Annotated in this window: 16 protein-coding genes; 10 read left to right on the top strand and 6 right to left on the bottom strand. The window is 37.2% G+C overall.

The genetic code is table 11. The annotated features are described in order from the left end of the window. The first annotated feature begins 193 nt into the window (after positions 1 to 193). The 6 genes from FW768_RS19720 to recG all read left to right on the top strand — a co-directional run bounded on the left by FW768_RS19720 (position 194) and on the right by recG (position 8305). Positions 194 to 1849 (top strand): peptide MFS transporter, encoded by a 1656-nt coding sequence (locus FW768_RS19720; protein WP_153398323.1) that lies wholly within the window; start codon positions 194 to 196, stop codon positions 1847 to 1849. A 134-nt stretch (positions 1850 to 1983) separates the two neighbouring features. Then, positions 1984 to 3489, top strand: coding sequence for a peptide MFS transporter (locus tag FW768_RS19715; RefSeq protein ID WP_153398321.1), 1506 nt, complete (start codon positions 1984 to 1986; stop codon positions 3487 to 3489). A 58-nt stretch (positions 3490 to 3547) separates the two neighbouring features. After that, positions 3548 to 3952: a DUF1016 N-terminal domain-containing protein gene (locus FW768_RS19710; protein ID WP_231128735.1), complete on the top strand. Its 405-nt coding sequence runs from the start codon at positions 3548 to 3550 to the stop codon at positions 3950 to 3952. Between the two features lie 102 nt (positions 3953 to 4054). Further along, entirely contained in the window at positions 4055 to 5530 is a 1476-nt protein-coding gene (locus tag FW768_RS19705) for a peptide MFS transporter (RefSeq protein ID WP_153398318.1), read from the top strand. Between the two features lie 42 nt (positions 5531 to 5572). Then, positions 5573 to 6106 carry a thioredoxin family protein gene (locus FW768_RS19700; RefSeq protein WP_153398316.1) on the top strand — a complete coding sequence of 178 codons (534 nt, stop codon included), beginning with the start codon at positions 5573 to 5575 and terminating at the stop codon, positions 6104 to 6106. A 114-nt stretch (positions 6107 to 6220) separates the two neighbouring features. Continuing rightward, the gene (gene recG, locus FW768_RS19695) at positions 6221 to 8305 is read left to right on the top strand and encodes an ATP-dependent DNA helicase RecG (RefSeq protein ID WP_153398314.1); all 2085 of its coding nucleotides are present in this window, start codon (positions 6221 to 6223) and stop codon (positions 8303 to 8305) included. 600 nt (positions 8306 to 8905) lie between these two features. Here recG and FW768_RS19690 read toward each other — a convergent pair. The 4 genes from FW768_RS19690 to dapA form a co-directional block, all read right to left on the bottom strand. Next, positions 8906 to 9355, bottom strand: coding sequence for a response regulator (locus FW768_RS19690; RefSeq protein ID WP_153398312.1), 450 nt, complete (start codon positions 9353 to 9355; stop codon positions 8906 to 8908). Next, positions 9348 to 9929, bottom strand: coding sequence for a helix-turn-helix domain-containing protein (locus FW768_RS19685; RefSeq protein ID WP_153398310.1), 582 nt, complete (start codon positions 9927 to 9929; stop codon positions 9348 to 9350). The genes FW768_RS19690 and FW768_RS19685 overlap by 8 nt, the downstream gene beginning before the upstream one ends. A 283-nt stretch (positions 9930 to 10212) precedes the next feature. Next, on the bottom strand, positions 10213 to 10725 hold the full coding sequence (locus FW768_RS19680; RefSeq protein ID WP_153398308.1) for a GNAT family N-acetyltransferase: 513 nt from the start codon (positions 10723 to 10725) through the stop codon (positions 10213 to 10215). 112 nt (positions 10726 to 10837) lie between these two features. Further along, entirely contained in the window at positions 10838 to 11710 is an 873-nt protein-coding gene (dapA, locus tag FW768_RS19675) for a 4-hydroxy-tetrahydrodipicolinate synthase (protein WP_153398306.1), read from the bottom strand. Between the two features lie 107 nt (positions 11711 to 11817). Between dapA and FW768_RS19670 the strand changes: the two genes are divergently transcribed. The 4 genes from FW768_RS19670 to recO are packed head-to-tail and all read left to right on the top strand — an operon-like array spanning position 11818 to position 16481. Then, positions 11818 to 12576 carry a 5'-nucleotidase C-terminal domain-containing protein gene (locus FW768_RS19670; protein ID WP_153398304.1) on the top strand — a complete coding sequence of 253 codons (759 nt, stop codon included), beginning with the start codon at positions 11818 to 11820 and terminating at the stop codon, positions 12574 to 12576. Further along, positions 12576 to 13526: a bifunctional metallophosphatase/5'-nucleotidase gene (locus FW768_RS19665; RefSeq protein WP_153398302.1), complete on the top strand. Its 951-nt coding sequence runs from the start codon at positions 12576 to 12578 to the stop codon at positions 13524 to 13526. The genes FW768_RS19670 and FW768_RS19665 overlap by 1 nt, the downstream gene beginning before the upstream one ends. Before the next feature lies 1 nt (position 13527). After that, on the top strand, positions 13528 to 15795 hold the full coding sequence (gene porZ / locus FW768_RS19660; protein WP_185152012.1) for a type IX secretion system anionic LPS delivery protein PorZ: 2268 nt from the start codon (positions 13528 to 13530) through the stop codon (positions 15793 to 15795). After that, on the top strand, positions 15795 to 16481 hold the full coding sequence (gene recO, locus FW768_RS19655) for a DNA repair protein RecO (protein WP_153398300.1): 687 nt from the start codon (positions 15795 to 15797) through the stop codon (positions 16479 to 16481). The genes porZ and recO overlap by 1 nt, the downstream gene beginning before the upstream one ends. A gap of 33 nt (positions 16482 to 16514) precedes the next feature. Here the strand turns inward: recO and FW768_RS19650 are convergent, their stop codons facing one another. Both FW768_RS19650 and FW768_RS19645 read right to left on the bottom strand, forming a co-directional pair. Further along, the gene (locus FW768_RS19650) at positions 16515 to 19184 is read right to left on the bottom strand and encodes an MGH1-like glycoside hydrolase domain-containing protein (RefSeq protein WP_153398298.1); all 2670 of its coding nucleotides are present in this window, start codon (positions 19182 to 19184) and stop codon (positions 16515 to 16517) included. A gap of 85 nt (positions 19185 to 19269) precedes the next feature. Then, the gene (locus FW768_RS19645; protein ID WP_153398296.1) at positions 19270 to 20079 is read right to left on the bottom strand and encodes a glucose 1-dehydrogenase; all 810 of its coding nucleotides are present in this window, start codon (positions 20077 to 20079) and stop codon (positions 19270 to 19272) included. Positions 20080 to 20117 lie beyond the last annotated feature (38 nt).

Genomic DNA, 20117 nt, shown 5'->3' with positions numbered 1-20117 from the left:
AACAGAAAATACATTGAGATGATTCTTTTAGCTTCTCTTTCCCTATCAGAAAACTAAAACAACCCAGATATCCCTTTCATTTTTTTGAAAGGGATTTTTACTATTTGTTTTATTAATCGTTTTCAGGGTAAATTATTTATTTTATCAATTAAAATTAAAAACTTATTTTTGGAGGAATTTGAAATTTGAATATATGAAGACTAAACATCCTAAAGGCCTGCCTTACCTCTTTTTCACAGAAATGTGGGAGCGTTTCGGGTACTATCTGATTCTCGGAATCTTTGTTCTTTATGTGATTGAGCCTGCCGGTATGAAAGGCGGACTTGGACTGCCGGACAAAACAGCTGATGACATTTTCGGAACCTATATCGCATTGACCTACCTGACTCCTTTTCTTGGAGGTTTTCTGGCTGACAGGGTTTTAGGCTACATCAAATCTATTTACCTGGGCGGAATTCTGATGGCCGCAGGATATATCGGAATGGGAGTTTTCAAAGAACTTCCTCTGTTCTATGGCTCTTTAGCACTGATCATCATTGGAAATGGTTTTTTTAAACCTACTATTTCTACCCTTTTAGGAAATCTGTATTCTGAAGAACCTTATAAAGCGAATAAAGATTCCGGATATAATATTTTCTATATGGGAATCAATATCGGGGCATTTATCTGTAATATTATTGCGGCATTTATGCGTAATAAGTTCGGTTGGGGTGAAGCCTTCATCACAGCAGGAGTTGGGATGCTTATAGGTCTTGTGATCTTCAGTATCGGAAGAAAGCATTACATCCACGCAGCACAAATGAAACCTGTACAGGAAGGCGATACCAAGCTTTCTGAAATTATGATCAAGGTTTTTGTACCTGCTATAGCTGCCGGAGTTATAGGATGGTTTATTCCCGGTAATATTTTCGGAAGCGACAGTACAGATGCATTTATTTTCGCATGTATCCCTGTTATTTATTTTTATGCATCCCTTTACTTTAAAGCTAAACCTGAAGAAAAGCCTTCCATTGGAGCACTGCTTTCGGTATTCCTGATCAGTATGTTCTTCTGGGCCGTTTTCAAACAGAACGGAACCGCTCTTACAAGATGGGCCAATTATTATACAGACAGAAGTGTTCCGGCTTCTCTGGAAAAACCTCTTGAAGGAATTTATATGGTAGACGGAAAGAGCTATGCTGATAAAGAAGTACCTGTGTATGACAACCAGTTTCAGTCTCAGAAAGATAAAGATGGCAACAGCATCAAAGAAACCGGAAAAGATATTTATTTTAGAAATATTTCTGCTGAGCAGCGTGCCGCTTTGGAAAAAAATCCAGAAAGTAAAGTATACCTTTATAATACAGAATTATTCCAGTCGATCAATCCGTTTTGGGTAATTGCACTGACTCCTGTTGTGGTAGGATTCTGGGCGTTATTGAGAAGAAAAGGAAAAGAGCCTTTAACACCTACTAAGATTGTATTGGGGTTATTTATTTCCGCTTTATCATGTCTGGTGATGGTTCTTGCAGTAATGGCCGGAGACAACGGAGCTGTGAAGGTTTCTCCATTATGGCTGGTAGCCGGATATGGAGTCATAACCATCGGGGAGTTATGCCTTTCCCCAATGGGGCTTTCCTTTGTTTCCAAACTTTCGCCTGCCAGAATCACCGCTTTGATGATGGGAGGTTTCTTCCTTGCCAACTCGGTAGGAAACAAGCTTTCAGGAATCCTGGCCAGTACCTGGTACAATTATGACAACAAAATGAATTATTTCCTTGTGAACTTTGCTTTGTTAATATTTGCGACTCTTTTAGGACTCTCTATGTTAAAAAGACTAAACAAGATCATGAAAGAAAAAGGACATTAAACCTTAATTTGAATAAAGAATATAAAGCTGCGGGACTATTCCGCAGCTTTTTTATTTAAATATAAAATTAAAACCTTGCCAAAAACTCAAAATAAACTATATTTGTCAGTCTTAACAAAAATTTAACAAGAAATATGGATACAGCTCAGCAGAAAGGACATCCTAAAGGTCTCTATCTTCTGTTTTTAACAGAAATGTGGGAACGTTTTTCTTACTATGGAATGCGTGCTATTTTTGTACTTTACATGACAAAAATACTCCTTATGGATGATGCCAATGCATCAGAAATTTATGGAAGTTATACAGGATTGGTCTATCTTACGCCACTTTTGGGTGGATATTTGGCTGACCGGTTTTTAGGTAACAGAAGAAGTATTGAAATTGGAGGATTACTGATGGCTATTGGACAATTCATCTTATTCTTCAGTGCTTCCACAACAGGAGGCAGCGCTCTTACCCTGATGTGGCTGGGTCTTACAATGCTGATCATCGGAAATGGATTCTTCAAACCGAATATTTCCACTATGGTTGGGCAACTTTATCCTCAGGGAGACCGTAGAGTAGATTCAGCATTTACCATTTTTTATATGGGTATTAACCTGGGTGCATTTATGTCACCTCTTGTGTGTGGTACTTTAGCAGAAAAAGTAGATTTTAAGTGGGGATTCTTAGCAGCCGGTATCGGAATGCTTATAGGTTTGGTTACCTTCATCACTCAAAAGAACAAGGTACTGGTAGATGCTAACAATAAACCTATCGGAATGCCAAGAGATAAATTCGGATTTGTTCAGTTGCTTATCGTTTTAGGTTCTATTGGTTTGATTTTCTTCCTGATGAATTTCAAAACAATGTTCAACAGTGATCTGGATGTTATCGGATATCTTATTTATGGAGCTATGATCCTTATGCCACTAATCGTTCTTACAGATAAAAGTCTTACCAAAGATGAAAGAGACCGTATTGTAGTCATTTTTATTTTGGCATTCTTTGTAATTTTCTTCTGGGGTGCTTTCGAACAGGCAGGTGCTTCATTAACAATATTTGCAGACAGACAGACGGACCGTAATCTTTTCGGATGGGAAATGCCTGCAAGTTACTTCCAGTCTGTAAATGCTTTGGCTATTTTACTTTTAGCCCCACTTTTCTCTTCATTCTGGCTAAGATTGGGAAATCGTGGTAAAGAACCGTCTTCTCCTAAAAAGATGGCCTATGGTTTAGCCCTTATTTCGGTGGGTTATGCTGTAATCGCTTTTGCCGTTTATGGTTTGGGAATGATGGATAAAGTTTCCATGTTCTGGCTTATTGGTCTGTATGTGATCCACACTATGGGAGAACTTTGTCTTTCACCTATCGGACTTTCTATGGTATCTAAATTATCTCCTGTACGTTTCTCTTCTTTGCTTATGGGAACATGGTTTCTTGCGAATGCTGCAGCCAATAAGTTTGCAGGAACATTATCTGCATTAATTCCTGGCGGCGGAGAAAACGGAGGCCCTGCAAAAACAACTTCTTTCTTAGGATTTGAAATTGCCAACCTATTCGATTTCTTCATCGTGTTTGTGATCATGTGTGGTATAGCTGCACTCATTCTTTTCGTGATCAGCAGATGGCTTGAAAAGAAAATGCACGGTATCAAATAATAAATTCAATCAATTATATAAAAACCTCTGTTAAGTCAGAGGTTTTTTTTATTTTCGTATGATGGAAATTTCCGAAGATTCTTTATTTCTGTCCGTAAAGGAACTCATCAGACAGTCGCACGAAAAAGTTTTTCGAATAGCGAATTCTACCCTGCTTCTTACTTACTGGCAAATCGGAAAACTGATTGTAGAAGATGAACAACAAGGAAAAGAGCGTGCAGAATATGGAAAATACATCCTGAAGAATCTTTCCCAAAAACTTACCCTGGAATTTGGAAAAGGGTTTGATGAGAGCAACCTAAGGAATATGCGTTCCTTTTATCAGACATTTCCAATTTGTGACGCATTGCGTCATGAATTGAGCTGGACTCATTATAGACTGTTAATAAGACTTAACGATTCTGATAAAATAAATTATTATATCAAATCTTTTCGCCAGCAAATATTTACTCTATCTCCCTAAAGAAGAAGAATTAAAACAAATTATTGATCAGGACAGAATTCGTTTTGAACTGGATCAGAATAACAATAGAAACCCTAATTAAAAACTTAATCATATACAATTATGAGCTTAACTCTAGAAGAAATACAGAATTTTAAAGGAAAGTATCCTAAACAGCTTTGGACACTTTTTACTGTGGAAATGTGGGAACGTTTCTGTTTTTACGGAATGCGGGGAGTCCTTACTATTTTTATGGTAGACCAGCTTGGGCTGTTGGAAGACAAAGCTAACCTTCAATACGGTGCAATACAGGCTTTCATTTATGCCTTTACTTTCATAGGCGGTATTTTTGCTGATAAAATTCTGGGATTCAAAAAATCACTGATATTTGGCGGACTTATTATGATGATCGGTAATTTGATTATTGCTTTATCCCCTCATGATTTTTTCTATTTTGGGATTACATGTTCTATCATAGGCACGGGATTTTTTAAGCCTAATATTTCATCAATGGTAGGAGAACTTTATAAAGAAGATGATCCGAGAAGAGATGCAGGATATGGTCTTTTTTACGCAGGTATTAATATCGGAGGACTTTTAGGGGGAGCTCTGTGTGTGTATTTAGGTAAATACCATTCATGGTCATGGTGTTTTCTTGCCGCTGCTGTAGTAATGCTTTTAGGGCTGATTACTTTTTTTATTACTAAAAAATCTTTAGGTCCCATCGGAGACTCACCGATACAGATGCTGCCTCAGTCTAAAAGATCGTTGCGTGAAGTATTGGTATATATAGGCGCTTTATTAAGCATGCCTTTGATCTTCATCATGGTAAAAAATACAGATTACACCGATTACTTCATGTATCTGATAGGGATTGTCGCAGTGGGCTATTTCATTATGGAAACCCTGAAGCAGACTTCAACTTACCAAAAAAAGCTGATCGCTGCATTTGTTTTCATTTTCATGTATTTCTTATTTAATTCCATCTATGAGCAGAGCGGAGGATCTTTATCTCTGTTTGCAAAAGATAACCTGGTTCACAACTTACTTGGATTTGGGATGGATCCTAATGTTATTAATAACAGTGCCAACTCATTTTTTATTATTATTTTCAGCCCGTTAATCGGTCTGGCATGGGTAGGCCTGAATAAGAAAAAACTGGAACCTAATACCATTAATAAATTTGGAATCGGATTTTTATTCTTAGCGGCAGGATTCTTTTTATTTTACAGTTTACGATTCTTTGCCGGACCAGATGGTAAATCTTCACTGAACCTGTTCACTTTCACATGGCTGGTCATTACTTTCGGAGAATTGTGCCTTGGACCGATCGGAATGTCGATTATTACCAAATTATCTCCCAAAAAAATGTTCGGAATGATGATGGGATTATGGTTCCTGGCCAGTGCATTCGGGCAGTTTGCAGCAGGAAAGATCGGAGCCAGCTTATCTGAAGCAAATACAGGAAATACTAATATGAGTAAGCTGTTAGCTTACACAGACGGATATAAAACTTTAGGAATCTATGCGTTATCTGCCGGTGTGGTATTAATTTTGTTATCTTCGCTTGTGAAGAAATTAATGCAAGATGTTAAATAAAAAGTAGGCACTTTATGCTTATTTTTACGTAAATATCAAAATATGAAGAAATTTTTAAGCATAACCCTATTATTTTTATTGAGTTTCAGCTTTGCTCAGGTAAAATGGATGACTATTGAAGAAGCAATAAAGGCTCAAAAAGAAAGTCCAAAAAAAATTCTTATTGACTTTTATGCAGACTGGTGCGGACCGTGTAAGATTATGGATAAAAAAACCTATGGTCATGCAATAATCGCTCAGATCCTGAATGATAATTTTTATCCTGTAAAATTCAATGCTGAAGAGAAAAAGACATTTGAAATTTTCGGCAGAACATTTGCCAATGAAAATACAGAACATAAAAAAGGACGGAATTCTCTGCATGAGTTTACCCAGTATATGAATGTAGGCGCTGTTCCAAGCACGGTTTTTCTGGATGAAAACGGCGGCCCTATTACCATACTTCAGGGCGAATTGTCTGCTAAAGAACTGGAACCTTATCTGGAGCTGATCTCCAAAGATCTTTTTAAAAAGATCCGTACCAGAGAGCAATGGGAAGATTACCAGAAAAAATTCAAATCTAAGATCAAAGATTAAACAGTAATCTGGCTTCGGATTTTCTTATACTAAATTCAGACTTCCAATTTTTTTTGGAAGTCTTTTTTATTTTCCCGAAATTCGAACCTTTGTTTTTCCATTCGAACCTAATTGATGACTTTAGATACTTCCATAGAATACGTAAAAGGGATAGGTCCTGAAAGAGCCAAACTCATCAAAAATGTGTTGGGTATTTCTACGGTGGACGATCTTCTGAACTTCTATCCTATCCGCTATCTTGACAAGAGTAAAGTTCACAAAATTTCCCAGCTCGAGGAAACTAGTCAGGAAATCCAGCTTAAAGGAAAAATTACTCAGGTTCAGGAGATTCAGACGGGGAAAACAAAAAGACTTTCTGCGAAATTCAATGATGATACCGGAACCATGGATCTGGTATGGTTTCAATATTCAAAATGGCTCAAAGAGCAGATTCCAATCAACAGGGAAGTTTATATTTTCGGAAAGATCAATGTATTCAACCGGCAGTTTTCTATGCCGCACCCGGAAATTGATGCAGAAGAGAAGAAAGAAGGGGACAGCCGATTGAAACCCATTTATCCAAGTTCAGAAAAATTAACCAAAAGAGGGCTGAATCAAAGATTTTTTCAGTTTGTACTAAGAAATATCTGCAGAGAAATCCCTAATCTGATTGAGGAAAATTTCCCCGAATACCTGATAAAAGCTTTTAAATTTTTATCCAGACAACATACTTTTTTAAACATCCATTTCCCGAAAGATATGGAGCATTTTGAAAAAGCAGACCACAGGCTGAAGTTTGAAGAATCCTTCTTTTTTCAGTTGGGATACGGCCTGAAAAAACTTCATCATAAAACCCAGGCTGTTGGTAATCCCTTCCCTATCATAGGAGACCATTTTAATACTTTCTACAATCATCATATTCCTTTTGATCTCACCAATGCTCAAAAAAGGGTTTTGAAAGAGATACGTATGGACATGAAGAGACCTATTCAGATGAACAGGCTTCTGCAAGGCGATGTAGGTTCCGGAAAAACAATGGTAGCTCTATTAACCATGCTGATTGCAATGGACAACAGTTTCCAAAGCTGTCTGATGGCTCCCACTGAAATTCTGGCCCAGCAGCATTACAACGGAATCAAAGATCTTTTACAGGAAACCGGCATTAATGTCCGCCTTCTGACGGGCTCTACCAAAACATCAGAACGTAAAATCATTCATCAGGAACTCGAAGACGGCTCACTTTCTATTTTAGTAGGAACTCATGCGGTGCTGGAAGATAAAGTAAAATTTAGAAACCTCGGGCTTGCCATTATTGATGAACAGCACAGATTTGGGGTTGCACAGCGCGCTAAATTATGGGCAAAAAACAGAATTCCTCCACACATTCTGGTAATGACCGCTACCCCAATTCCGAGAACGCTGGCGATGAGCTTTTATTCTGATCTGGATGTGTCTGTTATTGACGAAATGCCTGTCGGCAGAAAACCCATCATTACAGCTCACAGGCGCGAAAAAGACAGAACTTATGTGTATAACTTCTGCAGAGACGAAATTAGAAAAGGAAGACAGATTTATTTTGTGTATCCTCTGATTGAAGAATCTGAAACTTTAGATTATAAAAATCTAATGGAAGGACTTGAGCATGTGATGGATGCATTTTCAGATTATAATGTCACCATGCTTCACGGTAAAATGAAATCTGATGAGAAAGATGCTGCCATGAATTATTTTGCTTCCGGAAAAGCAGAGATTATGGTGGCAACTACTGTTATTGAGGTTGGAGTAAATGTACCCAACGCATCGGTAATGGTCATAGAAAGCTCTGAAAGATTCGGGCTCTCCCAGCTTCACCAGCTTCGAGGGCGTGTAGGAAGAGGTGCTGAGCAGAGTTACTGTATTCTGATGACCTCTGATAAAATGTCTAAGGAAAGCAGAACCCGCATTAAAACCATGACGGAGACAAACGATGGATTTAAAATTTCGGAGGTAGATATGCAGCTCAGAGGTCCCGGAGATATTCTGGGTACACAGCAAAGCGGTGTTGTAGATTTCAAAAAACTGGACCTTGTTAATGATTCTGCCATTATTAAGACCACCAAAAATGTGGTTGATAAAATACTGGAAGCCGACCCTCACCTGAATCGGCCGGAAAATATGATCATCAAAAACTACTATCTGAAATACTATAAAGGAAAGAATAAGTGGAGTAAGATATCATAAAAAAACCGCGGAAAGAATCTTTCCGCGGCCCCCTTATAAAACTGTTATTTAGAAGAAATTACTTTTGGTTATTTTAAAAAATTTATTTTAATAGCCGGACTTTAATATTTTGTGATGTGGTGTGAAAATATTTATATATTATTTGAATGCTTATTGCCCTAACTATTAAAATAAATTATAAAAAAACAAAATGAATTATTTTTCCAACTTGCTTATTATAAAAACTAACTGTGTCTAAGTTGAAGGTGTGGGAATGAAACGAATATTAATACCCTTCAACCTGGTCAAGTTTTCATGATTGTACCGTTTTGTTTAAAGATCTTCTATGCTTTATAGCTGGAAATTGATATAATCCATTTTGTTAACTAACATCGTTATTTATATTCTGTACATCTGATCGAAATAATCAATCTTCTGTCATTCTCTGCTTTTTATATAGCTAATTTGTGTTGGCTTATTTACATTTACAAAATTGCTGATATTGACTGAATTTACTCTTATATTATTTTAATTATTAGTTATAAAATTTTCACTTTTCTGTGAATAGTATGCAGTAAATACATTTAATTTTAACAAAAAACAATCAAGAAAACCTACTGTTCATCCTATTTTCATAATAAAGTTATCTTTATTCAATCCTGATGTATGGTATTGCCAATTGATTACAATAACTTCTGTAAGAACCTTTTTAAGATTTTCATAGGTATCAGGTTTTCTGATAAAAATATTAGCCCCGTTCACCAACAGTTCTTCAATTTCAATTTCTGAAATGGTGTCGGAATATACAGCATTCACCATATTGCTAAATCTGAAATCTTCTTTTATTTCTTTGATACAACTTAAACAGGTTTTATCCGCCATATCATAATTCATGAACAAAATTTCAGGAATTATAGCATCATCGCTATTCAAATAATCCATCAGATCGTACTTATGATAGAAACACTGAACCTTAACTTCAATTTTAAGATCTTTAAATATACTTTTAAAGAAAATCAGGTTTCCTTCATCCTGATCTGTGACAATCACATTCAAAAATTCTTTATTCATATTGCATTTTGGAATGAACAATCATACTTTGTGCTTTTCTCCTCTTTGAGATGAACTTTTGAAACTGAGAAGGAGTTATTCCTGTTGTATTTTTGAATTGGGTACTAAGATGTGCCACACTGGAATAATTCAATTTATGGGCAATTTCCGTCAGACTTTGTTTATTACTGATGATAAGCTCTTTGGCATATTCTATCTTTTGAAGAATAATGAAGTTTTCAATTGATGTGTAAGCCAGCTCCGAAAACAGATTGGAAAGATATCCATAGCTGTGCTTCAGTTTTTCAGCAATATAAATTGAAGCTTTTACAGAAACTGGATCCTCAGAGAAGACAAGCTCTACAATAGCATCTTTTATTTTCTGTACCAAGGCCGTTTTTTGGCTTTCGATAATTTCAATACCATAGTCTTCAAGATTTTTTTTAAAAAGACTATGCTGTTCCTGTGTGATGGGTTCGTAAAACTCCACTTCACCAAAGTTCAGCAGACGGTATTTTAGTCCGTGTTCTTTAAGCTTCTCATCCAACACCTTCTTACAGAGTGCGTTGAAATCAAATTTTACATACATTTTCATCCTTATTATAGTGTGTTAAATTATGAAGTAAATATAATAATTTATTTCAAGTAAAAGTGAAATAGTAGAAAAATTTTTATTTATATTAATAAAAACAAAAAACTCCTGCATTGTTGAATACAGGAATTAAACACTAAGGATGAAAAAAATATACTGATAAAAAGCTGCTACAGCTCAAAACCAAGCATATGAATGTATTGTATAAGTGATTTGGTTCTGGAGCAAAGATGAATTAAAAATTGATTTCACTTGTTATAGAATTACCATATATTGTTACAGAATTTTAAGTCATTTGTTTGTGAATTAAAAATTCCATCATATAATCATCCATTACAAAACCATTCCCAATATCAAATACTCCTTCACCATAAACACTATACCCCTGAGATTCATAGAAACGTCTGGCTTCATTATGTTTATTAACATTCAGAATAATTCTTTGATCCCCGTTTTCAGCAACTTTCTGATTCAGGAACAGGAGTGCTTCTTTACCAAAACCTTTGCCTTTACTTTCCGGCACCAGATAAATACGGTGAAGCTTTGTTGTATTTTCATCATAATGATGCTCATATCCAATAAATCCTTCATAAGAATCCGTATTTTCATCTTTAATCAGGTAGTAATAGTAATTGGTATCCTGAAAATGTTTTGTAAGTTCAGCTTCCGAATACATTTCTGAAAGCATATAATCCATTTGCTCATTGGAAAGAATCTCTGCATAAGCGTTTTCCCAGGATCGTCTTGCCAGATTCCGGATCAGCGGAATATCTTTTTCTGTTGCTTCTATTAATTTCATACTTTTTATGATTAAAAAAAGTGAAAAGCCTGAACTTTCCACCTTGTTATTTATTTCAATTGTAAATTTTACTTACAGGTCAATTGTTTAATTAAACTAACAATTCACCCTATTAGATATTAGCCATTTCTGCTTTGATCTTTGCATAAAGTCCTTCAGAAGCAGGAACCAAAGGTAGTCTCAAATAGTTTTTCACAATACCTTTCTCTGCCAGAATCACTTTAATTCCGCAAGGATTTCCTTCTGCAAAAATAAGTCTGGTAATTTCTACCAATTTATTGTGAATTTCATAGGCTTCTTTCACTTTTCCGTCAAAAGCCAACTGAACCATTGTTGAAAACTCTTTTGGATAGGCCTGCCCTATTACAGAAATCACCCCGTTTCCTCCGGCCAATGTTACCGGAAGTGTATATTCATCATCTCCGGAAACCAAAGAGAATCCTTCAGGTTTCTTTCTCAGAATGTCAAAATACTGAAGAATATTCGGTGCTGCTTCTTTAATCATTAACAGGTTCGGAAATTCTTTTGCAAGACGGATTGTAGTATCCGCCTCAATATTCTGCCCTGTTCTGGATGGAACGTTATAAATAATAATCTTCTTCCCTGTAGATGCCAGCACTTTATAATGCTGGTAAAGCCCTTCCTGATTAGGCTTATTATAATAGGGAGACACTGAAAGCACTGCATCAAATTCAGAAAGATCTGTTTCTTCTATCTGCTTCTTGACCTCCAGAGTATTGTTTCCGCCAATTCCTAAAACTAAAGGAAGACGTTTACTATTTACCTTAATGATATGTTCAATTACCTGTTTCTTTTCTTCATCAGAAAGCGTTGCTGCCTCAGCTGTCGTTCCCAATACTACCAAATAATTGGTACCGTTGTCGATATTATATTCAACAAGTTTTGTCAAACTATCGAAGTCAACGGATAAATCTTCATTAAAGGGTGTTACCAGCGCAACACCTACTCCTTTTAAAATGCTCATCTGTTCGAATTATTTTTGTCAAATTTAATAATTTACAGTAAGAATTTATAATAAATAATAATGTTTTATTATACATATAATTATATTTGCATATACTAAAAGATATTATGAAAAATAAATTCTTGTTACTAGGAATTGCTCTGGCCTCACTGACTGCCTGCAAAACAGCTTCCACGCTGCAGCTGGCTCAGGTACAGCCCCAGAAAAACATTTCTATTAATAATGAGCTAAAGAATGATGAGGCATTTGTAAAAGTTATTGAACCTTATAAGCAGAAACTGGATAAAGAGATGAACCAAAAGATCTCCCACACCAGTGTAGACCTTACCAAACAAGGTGATAACAGCAATCTGGGTAATCTTTTGGCAGACTATACATTTGATGGAGCCGACGCATGGACGAAAACACATCTGAAAAAAAATGTAGATGCCGCACTGATCAATATCGGAGGGATCAGAACGACCATCGGAAAAGGAGATATTCTTCTGAAAAGCATATTTGAAGTAATGCCTTTCGAAAATGAAGTCATTATTGTAAAGCTAAAAGGAACAGATCTTCAGGGGCTTTATGATTATTATGCAAAAACGCAGGTAAACAATCCTGTTTCCCACTTATACATTGAAACCAATAACGGACAGCTTACTAAAACTTTAATCAACGGAAAACCTGTAAACCCTTCTGAGGAATATTATATAGCGACTTCTGATTATCTGGCTCTGGGAGGTGACAATATGAAGTTTTTCTCAAAGGGGGAAGCCATTCCTACAGGAATCAAGCTAAGAGATCTGTTTATTGAATATTTCAAAAAAAATCCTGAAATAGTTCCTAATACAGATGTTCGTTTAAATTTTACCGGTAAGAAATAATGGATAGAAAAAAATTTTTAAAAGCAATAGGCGGCGGATCTTTAGCAATGGCTTTAGCTCCCCAGATGATGATGGCGGAAGAATTAAAATTCAACCCTTTTAAATCCGCGAATAAACTTACCATTCTTCATACCAACGACCAGCACAGCAGGATAGAACCTTTTGATGCCAGTTATACAAAAAATCCCAATCAGGGAGGGTTTGCAAGAAGAGCAAGCCTGATTCAGCAGATCAGAAGTCAGGAAAACAATGTGCTTCTTCTGGATTCAGGGGATATTTTCCAGGGAACTCCTTATTTTAATTTCTTTGGAGGTGAACTGGAGTTCAAACTGATGTCCATGATGAAGTATGATGCTTCTACCATGGGAAATCATGATTTTGATAACGGTCTGGATGGATTTTTAAAAGTGCTGCCGAATGCCCAATTCCCTTTCATCTGTTCTAACTACGATTTCAAAAATACAGTTCTGGACGGAAAGACGTCACAGTACAAAATCTTTAATAAAAACGGGATTAAAGTCGGAATTTTCGGAGTAGGAATCCAATTGGACGGACTCGTCGGGAAAAAGCAATATGGAGAAACCATCTATTCAGATCCTGTAGAGGTAGCTCAGCATTATTCAAATTTTCTAAAAAATGAGCAGAAATGTGATCTGGTGATCTGCCTTTCACATATCGGCTATGATTATAAAGATGAACCTAATAAGATAAGTGATAAAATTCTGGCCGCTAAAACGGAAAATATTGATATTATTCTTGGGGGGCACACCCATACTTTCCTTCCGGAACCTCAGACGTATACCAACAGACAGGGTAAAAATGTTCTGGTAAACCAGGTTGGATGGGCAGGCCTGCTTTTAGGCAGAATTGATTTCCACTTTGACAGTAATAAAAACATACAGCATATTTCCTGGAATAACCAGGTTATTGACAGCAGCATAACAGCATAATATGAAAAAACTTTCTATAATTTCTCTTGGTATTTTAGCATCCCTGCAACTGACAAAAGCGCAGGTCATTACCTCAAAAAAATGGACGGATCTTTTTTCCTACAACAATGTCTTAGCCATGAAGGAAGACAACGGGAAAATAATTGCCGCTACCGAAAACGGGATATTCTATTATACAATCTCAACAGGAGAGATTACAAAGTTATCAAAAGCCAATGGTCTTCATGATACAGGGATTACAGCTTTCGACTATAATCCACAAACCAAAACAGGAATTATAGGTTATAGTAATGGGTCTTTAGATATTATCACCCCGCAGGAAATCAAATATATTGTTGATATCCCCATTGCAACTGGGTACAATGGAAGCAAAAAGATCAATCATATCTCTATTACAGGAGATCAGGCAGTTATTTCTGTAGGCTATGGGCTTTCCATATTTAACCTGAAAAAGAAAGAGTTCAACGACACTACCTTTTTTATGACAGGAGCGGGCATCTATGAAGCCAGCAACGAGGCTGTTATTTTTCAGAATAAAGTATATTCTGTAACCAATAACGGGCTGAAAACCCATGAAATGAATACCACCTTCCCTGTATATTCTACCTGGGTAACAGAAATACCGGGTTCATTTAAACATATTGATGCTGAATCTTCTGTTGTATTTTCATCCGCAACCTCTGCTTTCATGTACAATAATGGAATACCCACTGCGCTTCCATCAACTTTTGGAGACATTCATGATGTAGTGGTAACGTCAGACAATATTGTGGTGACTGATCTTGCCAGAATCTATACATTCAGTACCAACGGAATGCCTCAGGGAACAGTAAGTGTAGGGGAAGAATGCAATACAGCCATAAAAGCAGCCGGAAAAATATTTGGAGGAACCATATTATCCGGAATAAAAGATGAAAACAGCATCATCTATAAACCGTCGGGACCATACTCTAATTTTGCCTACAAAATTAATTTATACGACAACGATCAGATTCTAGTCTCCTCCGGAGCAAGAATAGACAGATATAACGGACCTGTAACGAACCCTAAAAAACCTGGTTTTTATTATTTTACCGGCGCTGAATGGATCTATCCTTCCTTTTTCGTAGGAAATACCGGTCCTATTAATGTTATGGATGCAGTTTTAAATCCAGGTGACGGTAGCGAAGTATTTTTTGCCAACTATACCGTTCTGGGCGCACAAGGGGTTTATAGAATGAAATACAACCCGGGCAACAAAGATTTTGATATGGTAAAATATTATGATCTGGGCAACACCAATGGATATTACAGCCGTCCTGTAGGCTTCGCGTCGGACAATCAGAATAATCTTTTCGTTTCAATTTCATTTTACGAAGCGGTTGCTTCTATAGGTATTTTTGATAAAGCAGCTGATAATTTTACTGTTAAAAAGTTTAATATATCAAGTGAGGCCCTACAAAAACCTCTCTTTTATGAAAATATGCTATGGATTCCTACTCCAAGAACAAATACTTTCATGGTCTATGATTATAAAAATGCAGCCAACCTGTCTGATGATACTGAATATATTCTAAAAGATACCAACGGATTTTCGGGTAATGCAAAAGGAACAATATCTGTTGCCATTGACAAATCCGGAGATGCATGGATCGGTTCTGACAGTGGATTAAGAATATTACCCAACGCTGCTACAGAAATAAAAGGAACATCTCCACAGGTATCCCCTATTATTATTGAACAGAACGGACTTGGAGAAGAACTTTTCAGAGATAGCCAGATCCTTCAGATAGAAGTAGATGCCGGAGATCATAAATGGATTTCCGTAGACGGAGGGGGGGTATATTACCTTTCTTCCGACGGCCAGCAGACAATTAAACATTTTACGAAAGAAAACTCTCCCCTTCCTACCAACTCCGTCACTGATATCAAAGTAGATAAAAAAACAGGCAAAGTATATTTCGCTACTTATAACGGAATTGTGGTTTATCAAGGCGATGTAGCCGATGTAAATTCTAATTTTGGAGATGTGGTAGTATATCCAAATCCTGTGGTATATTCCAACTTTAAAGGAAAAGTAACCATTAAAGGACTTGCTGAAAAAACCAATATCAGAATAGCCGATGCAGCAGGAAACGTAGTACATTCTGCAGTAGCAAGAGGAGGATATTATGAATGGGACCTTAACAATAACAAAGGTACCCGTGTTGCTTCAGGAATTTATTTTGTATTGATGACCAATGAAGACGGTTCAGATAAAGCTACCGCCAAAATAGCCGTAGTTAATTAATGAATTCACAAAACGGATTTTTACTTTCATTCATAAAATATGGCGAAAATGATGCGGTTCTGCATTGTTTCACAGAAGAAGATGGCTTTCAGACCTATTTTCTAAAAGGAGTATATTCCAAAAGAAATAAAAAGAAAGCCCTGCTTCAGCCTTTGAATAAGCTCAGTTTTTCCATTAATCCTGCCAGAGGAGCCGGAATCCCGTCTGTTTCAAGGATGGAATTGCTGAAAACCAACGATGCTTTTACAGATATAAGAGCCAATACGGTTCTGTTTTTCATTTCAGATTTTCTAAACCAGGTGTTGAAACATGAAAATAAGAACCTGAATATATTTTTCACTATTGATGAATTCCTTCATGAGCTGATGAATAAAAATTACCAGTGCCACCTGCTTTTTATGATCAGTATTTTAAAGATTCAGGGGGTAGCCCCGCTTGTTAATGACGGTCTTTTTTTAGATCCGGAAACCGGAACGTTTTCTATGGCCTCAGCTCATCAGTTATTTGGACAGGAAATTTCTTCGCTGTGGAAAGCAGTGCTTACTTCAGAAAATATATACTCAGCAAAAATTCATTCCACTCTAAGGAAAGATTTTCTGGACAGCCTTCTCGTCTATTATCATTATCATATAGCCGGCTTTAAAATGCCTGCCTCTCTGGAGGTTATCCAGCAGATTTTTGAATAATGAAATGGAAGACTGAAAAGTGAAAAAGCAAATTTATTTTTTTATTTTCCCAGCCACTTCCTTCGGCATTTCTGTTTCAGATGCTGCGATTTCTTTTTTGGAAAACCTTGGCTGCAGGATCTTTGCAATCAGCCCGGTCCATCCTGTCTGATGAGAAGCACCTACTCCACGGCCGTTATCTCCATGAAAGTATTCATAAAACAAAAGATAATCTTTAAAATCCGGATCTGTCTGAAATTTTTCATATTGTCCATGTACAGGTCTTTTGCCCTTTTCATCCTTTAAAAATATTTTTGCCAGTCTTCTGCTTAGAGAATCGGCGATCTGATCCAGATTAGCATAATTACCGCTTCCTGTAGGATATTCAACCAAAAAATCGGGACTGTAATAAAAGAAAAAGCGCTGTAGGCTTTCAATGATCAGAAAATTAATCGGAAACCATATAGGACCGCGCCAGTTGCTGTTTCCTCCGAAAAGTCCGCTGTCGCTTTCTGCAGGCGTATATTTTACATGATAATCTGTTTCATTAAGGCTAAGGGTGTAAGGATTCTGTTCATATTCTTTGGATAACGCTCTCACTCCGTACTCACTTAAAAACTCATCCGGATTCAGCATTCTTTTCAAAAGTCTTTTCAGGCGATGCCCCCGAAGCAGAGATAAAAGGTGCTTGGAATCCTGTCCTTTCACCTCCCATCTTGAAACCAGAGAAGCCAGCTCAGGTTTATTATCCAAAACCCATCTCATTCTTTTTTTGAAATTGGGCAGATTTTCAATCATTTCATCATCAATAACCTCAACGGCAAACATGGGAATTAATCCGACTATTGTTCTTAATTTTAAATACATATGAGTTCCGTCACTGGAAGCAATCGCATCATAAAAGAACTCATCTTCATTATCCCAAAGGCTGAAATTTTCTTCCCCCATATTATCCAGAGAATTGGCAATGGACAGGAAATGTTCGAAAAACTTCATCGCCATCTCTTCATAAACATTGTTGTACAGCGCCAGTTCTAATGCAATTCTCATCATATTCAGGGCAAACATAGCCATCCAGCTTGTTCCATCCGACTGTTCCAGCTCCTCTCCATTGGGAAGAGCAGAGTTCCGGTCAAAAACCCCGATATTATCTAATCCAAGAAATCCACCTTCAAAAATGTTATTCCCGTTATTATCCTTTTTGTTCACCCACCAGGTAAAATTCATCAGCAGCTTTTGAAAAGCGCTTTCCAGAAATTCAAGATCCGGCTTTTCTTTCAGGTACTCATCAATTTTGAATACGCGGAAAACAGCCCAAGCATGTACCGGAGGATTTACATCACTAAAGTTCCATTCATAAGCGGGAAGCTGCCCGTTAGGATGCATGTACCATTCAAAGAGAAAAAGCTTCAGCTGGTATTTTGCAAAATCAGGGTCAATGAGTGAGAAACTTATTGTATGAAACGCCAGATCCCAGGTGGCATACCATGGATATTCCCATTTATCAGGCATGGAAATGATGTGTTCATTATTGAGGTGCTTCCAGTCATAATTCCGGATCTTTTCGCGAGATTTTGGAGGAGGAACCTCAGCAGGATCACCTTTCAGCCATTTTTCAACGTTGTAATGGTAATACATTTTATTCCAGAGCATTCCTGCAAAGGCCTGCCTTTGGACCAGTTTTTCATCTTCTGAAGAGATTCCTTTCTGAATCTCAGCATAAAATTCATCTGCTTCTTTCTGTCTTTCCTCAAAGACAAAATCAAAATCCTCGAACGGTTTCGTTAGATCTTTATCCGATAGCCTGAATTCAAATATTTTGGTCTCTCCTTCTTTAAAATCTTCATCTATGAAAAAAGAAGCCTTAGTTCCGCTATTCTGAGGGTTTACAGACTGGGAATTCCCGGTTATCACAAAATCATTGATGCCATCTTTACAATATTTTGATTCATTGACTGACTGATAAAGTCTTTGATTATTGGTTTCATTGTTGCAGAACAGAGTTTTTGAAGACTGTTTTGCATAGATATTTTTTATATCAACATCTTTATGATTAATGATGATCTGGTCTGCCTCTTCAGCATGGAGCTGTGGCCTATAGTCATCGTATCCCCAGTTCCACGTATTTCTGAACCAAACCGTCGGCAATAGAATAAGGGAAGCTTCTTTTTCAGATTTGTTGATCACCGTTATCCTGACCAGAATATCATTTTGGCTTTCTTTTGCATACTCAATGAAGATGTCAAAATATTCATTATGATCAAAAATCCCGGTATCAATCAGTTCATATTCGGGTTCATCTTTGCTTCTTGCTGCATTGGTTTTTACCAGATCTTCATAAGGAAAGGTATTCTGCGGATACTTATACAGCATCTTCATATAAGAATGAGTGGGGGTGGAATCCAGATAATAGAAATATTCCTTTACATCTTCTCCATGATTTCCCTGCCCGTTGGTAAGGCCGAAGAACCGCTCTTTTACCATTTTATCTTTCTTATTCCAGAATCCTACAGAAAAAATAAACCGTTGAAAATCATCACAAATTCCGCAGACTCCCTCTTCTCCCCAACGATAGGTTTTAGCTTCAGCGGTATCATGGCTGGTGTAATTCCAGGCATCACCGTTTTCACTATAGTCTTCCCGTACAAGCCCCCATTCACGGTTGCTGACATAAGGTCCCCATTTTTTCCAGGAAACATCCGAAATTCTTTGTTGTTCTGACATAAACGTTAATTATGAGTAATGAATAATAGGTAATGAGCAATATTACTCTGGATTAAGATGAAAACTTTTCACTACATTTATTCTTTTAGCCTCCTGTAGAAAAGCTTTCAAACGTGGTCATCCCTCCGTCAACAAAAATGCTGGTTCCGGTAATATAATCAGCCAGGTCACTAGCCAGAAATGCGGCTAAATTTCCTATATCCTGCGGCTGACCGATCCTGTTATAAGGAATCAGCGTAAGAAGTGAATTGAGTGCTTCAGGGGTATTCCAGGCATTGGTATTGATGGGAGTTTGAATGGCTCCGGGACAAATAGAGTTGACCCGGATTTTATCAGCCCCATATTCCTGAGCCAAAGTCTGCATCAGCATTCTCACGGCTCCTTTACTTGCTGCATAATTGGCATGCCCTGCCCAGGGAATAATTTCATGAACCGAACTGATATGAATGATTTTCCCGCACGCTAAAGAACGTGAAGGATCTATCCCCCGTCGTAAAAACTCTTTTATTGCTTCTCTTGCACAAAGAAACTGCCCGGTAAGATTCACTCCGATAACAGCATTCCATTGGTCCAAGGTCATTTCCGTGAATTTCGCATCCTTTTGAATTCCTGCATTATTAATCAGAATATCTACTGTCCCAAATTCGGAAACCACATCCTGAAACATTTTGATAACCTGATCTTCCTTAGAGACATCACATTGATAGGTTATTCCTGTTCCTCCGCCATCTGTAACTTCTTTTAAGACAGCTTTTGCTTCTTCTGTAGATCTTTCCGAAGAGTGATTAATGATCACTGCAGCCCCTGCTGCTGCTAAAGATTTTGCGATTCCTGAACCTATTCCGCTGGAAGCTCCGGTAACTACAGCGACCTGATGATGAAGTGATATTTCCATATTTTGAATTTGATGTTACTCAAAGTTATGGAAGAAAT

Origin of the sequence: Chryseobacterium vaccae (genome assembly GCF_009602705.1) — a bacterium.
GTDB classification, from domain to species: Bacteria; Bacteroidota; Bacteroidia; order Flavobacteriales; family Weeksellaceae; genus Chryseobacterium; species Chryseobacterium vaccae.
The sequence above is the reverse complement of the archived record's forward strand: the minus strand, read 5'-3'. Positions and strand labels throughout refer to the sequence as shown.

Coding starts and splice junctions, on each gene's coding strand:
- FW768_RS19720 (WP_153398323.1), top strand. CDS start 194: ATGAAGACTAAACATCCTAAAGGCCTGCCTTACCTCTTTTTCACAGAA.
- FW768_RS19715 (WP_153398321.1), top strand. CDS start 1,984: ATGGATACAGCTCAGCAGAAAGGACATCCTAAAGGTCTCTATCTTCTG.
- FW768_RS19710 (WP_231128735.1), top strand. CDS start 3,548: ATGATGGAAATTTCCGAAGATTCTTTATTTCTGTCCGTAAAGGAACTC.
- FW768_RS19705 (WP_153398318.1), top strand. CDS start 4,055: ATGAGCTTAACTCTAGAAGAAATACAGAATTTTAAAGGAAAGTATCCT.
- FW768_RS19700 (WP_153398316.1), top strand. CDS start 5,573: ATGAAGAAATTTTTAAGCATAACCCTATTATTTTTATTGAGTTTCAGC.
- recG (WP_153398314.1), top strand. CDS start 6,221: ATGACTTTAGATACTTCCATAGAATACGTAAAAGGGATAGGTCCTGAA.
- FW768_RS19690 (WP_153398312.1), bottom strand. CDS start 9,355: ATGAATAAAGAATTTTTGAATGTGATTGTCACAGATCAGGATGAAGGA.
- FW768_RS19685 (WP_153398310.1), bottom strand. CDS start 9,929: ATGAAAATGTATGTAAAATTTGATTTCAACGCACTCTGTAAGAAGGTG.
- FW768_RS19680 (WP_153398308.1), bottom strand. CDS start 10,725: ATGAAATTAATAGAAGCAACAGAAAAAGATATTCCGCTGATCCGGAAT.
- dapA (WP_153398306.1), bottom strand. CDS start 11,710: ATGAGCATTTTAAAAGGAGTAGGTGTTGCGCTGGTAACACCCTTTAAT.
- FW768_RS19670 (WP_153398304.1), top strand. CDS start 11,818: ATGAAAAATAAATTCTTGTTACTAGGAATTGCTCTGGCCTCACTGACT.
- FW768_RS19665 (WP_153398302.1), top strand. CDS start 12,576: ATGGATAGAAAAAAATTTTTAAAAGCAATAGGCGGCGGATCTTTAGCA.
- porZ (WP_185152012.1), top strand. CDS start 13,528: ATGAAAAAACTTTCTATAATTTCTCTTGGTATTTTAGCATCCCTGCAA.
- recO (WP_153398300.1), top strand. CDS start 15,795: ATGAATTCACAAAACGGATTTTTACTTTCATTCATAAAATATGGCGAA.
- FW768_RS19650 (WP_153398298.1), bottom strand. CDS start 19,184: ATGTCAGAACAACAAAGAATTTCGGATGTTTCCTGGAAAAAATGGGGA.
- FW768_RS19645 (WP_153398296.1), bottom strand. CDS start 20,079: ATGGAAATATCACTTCATCATCAGGTCGCTGTAGTTACCGGAGCTTCC.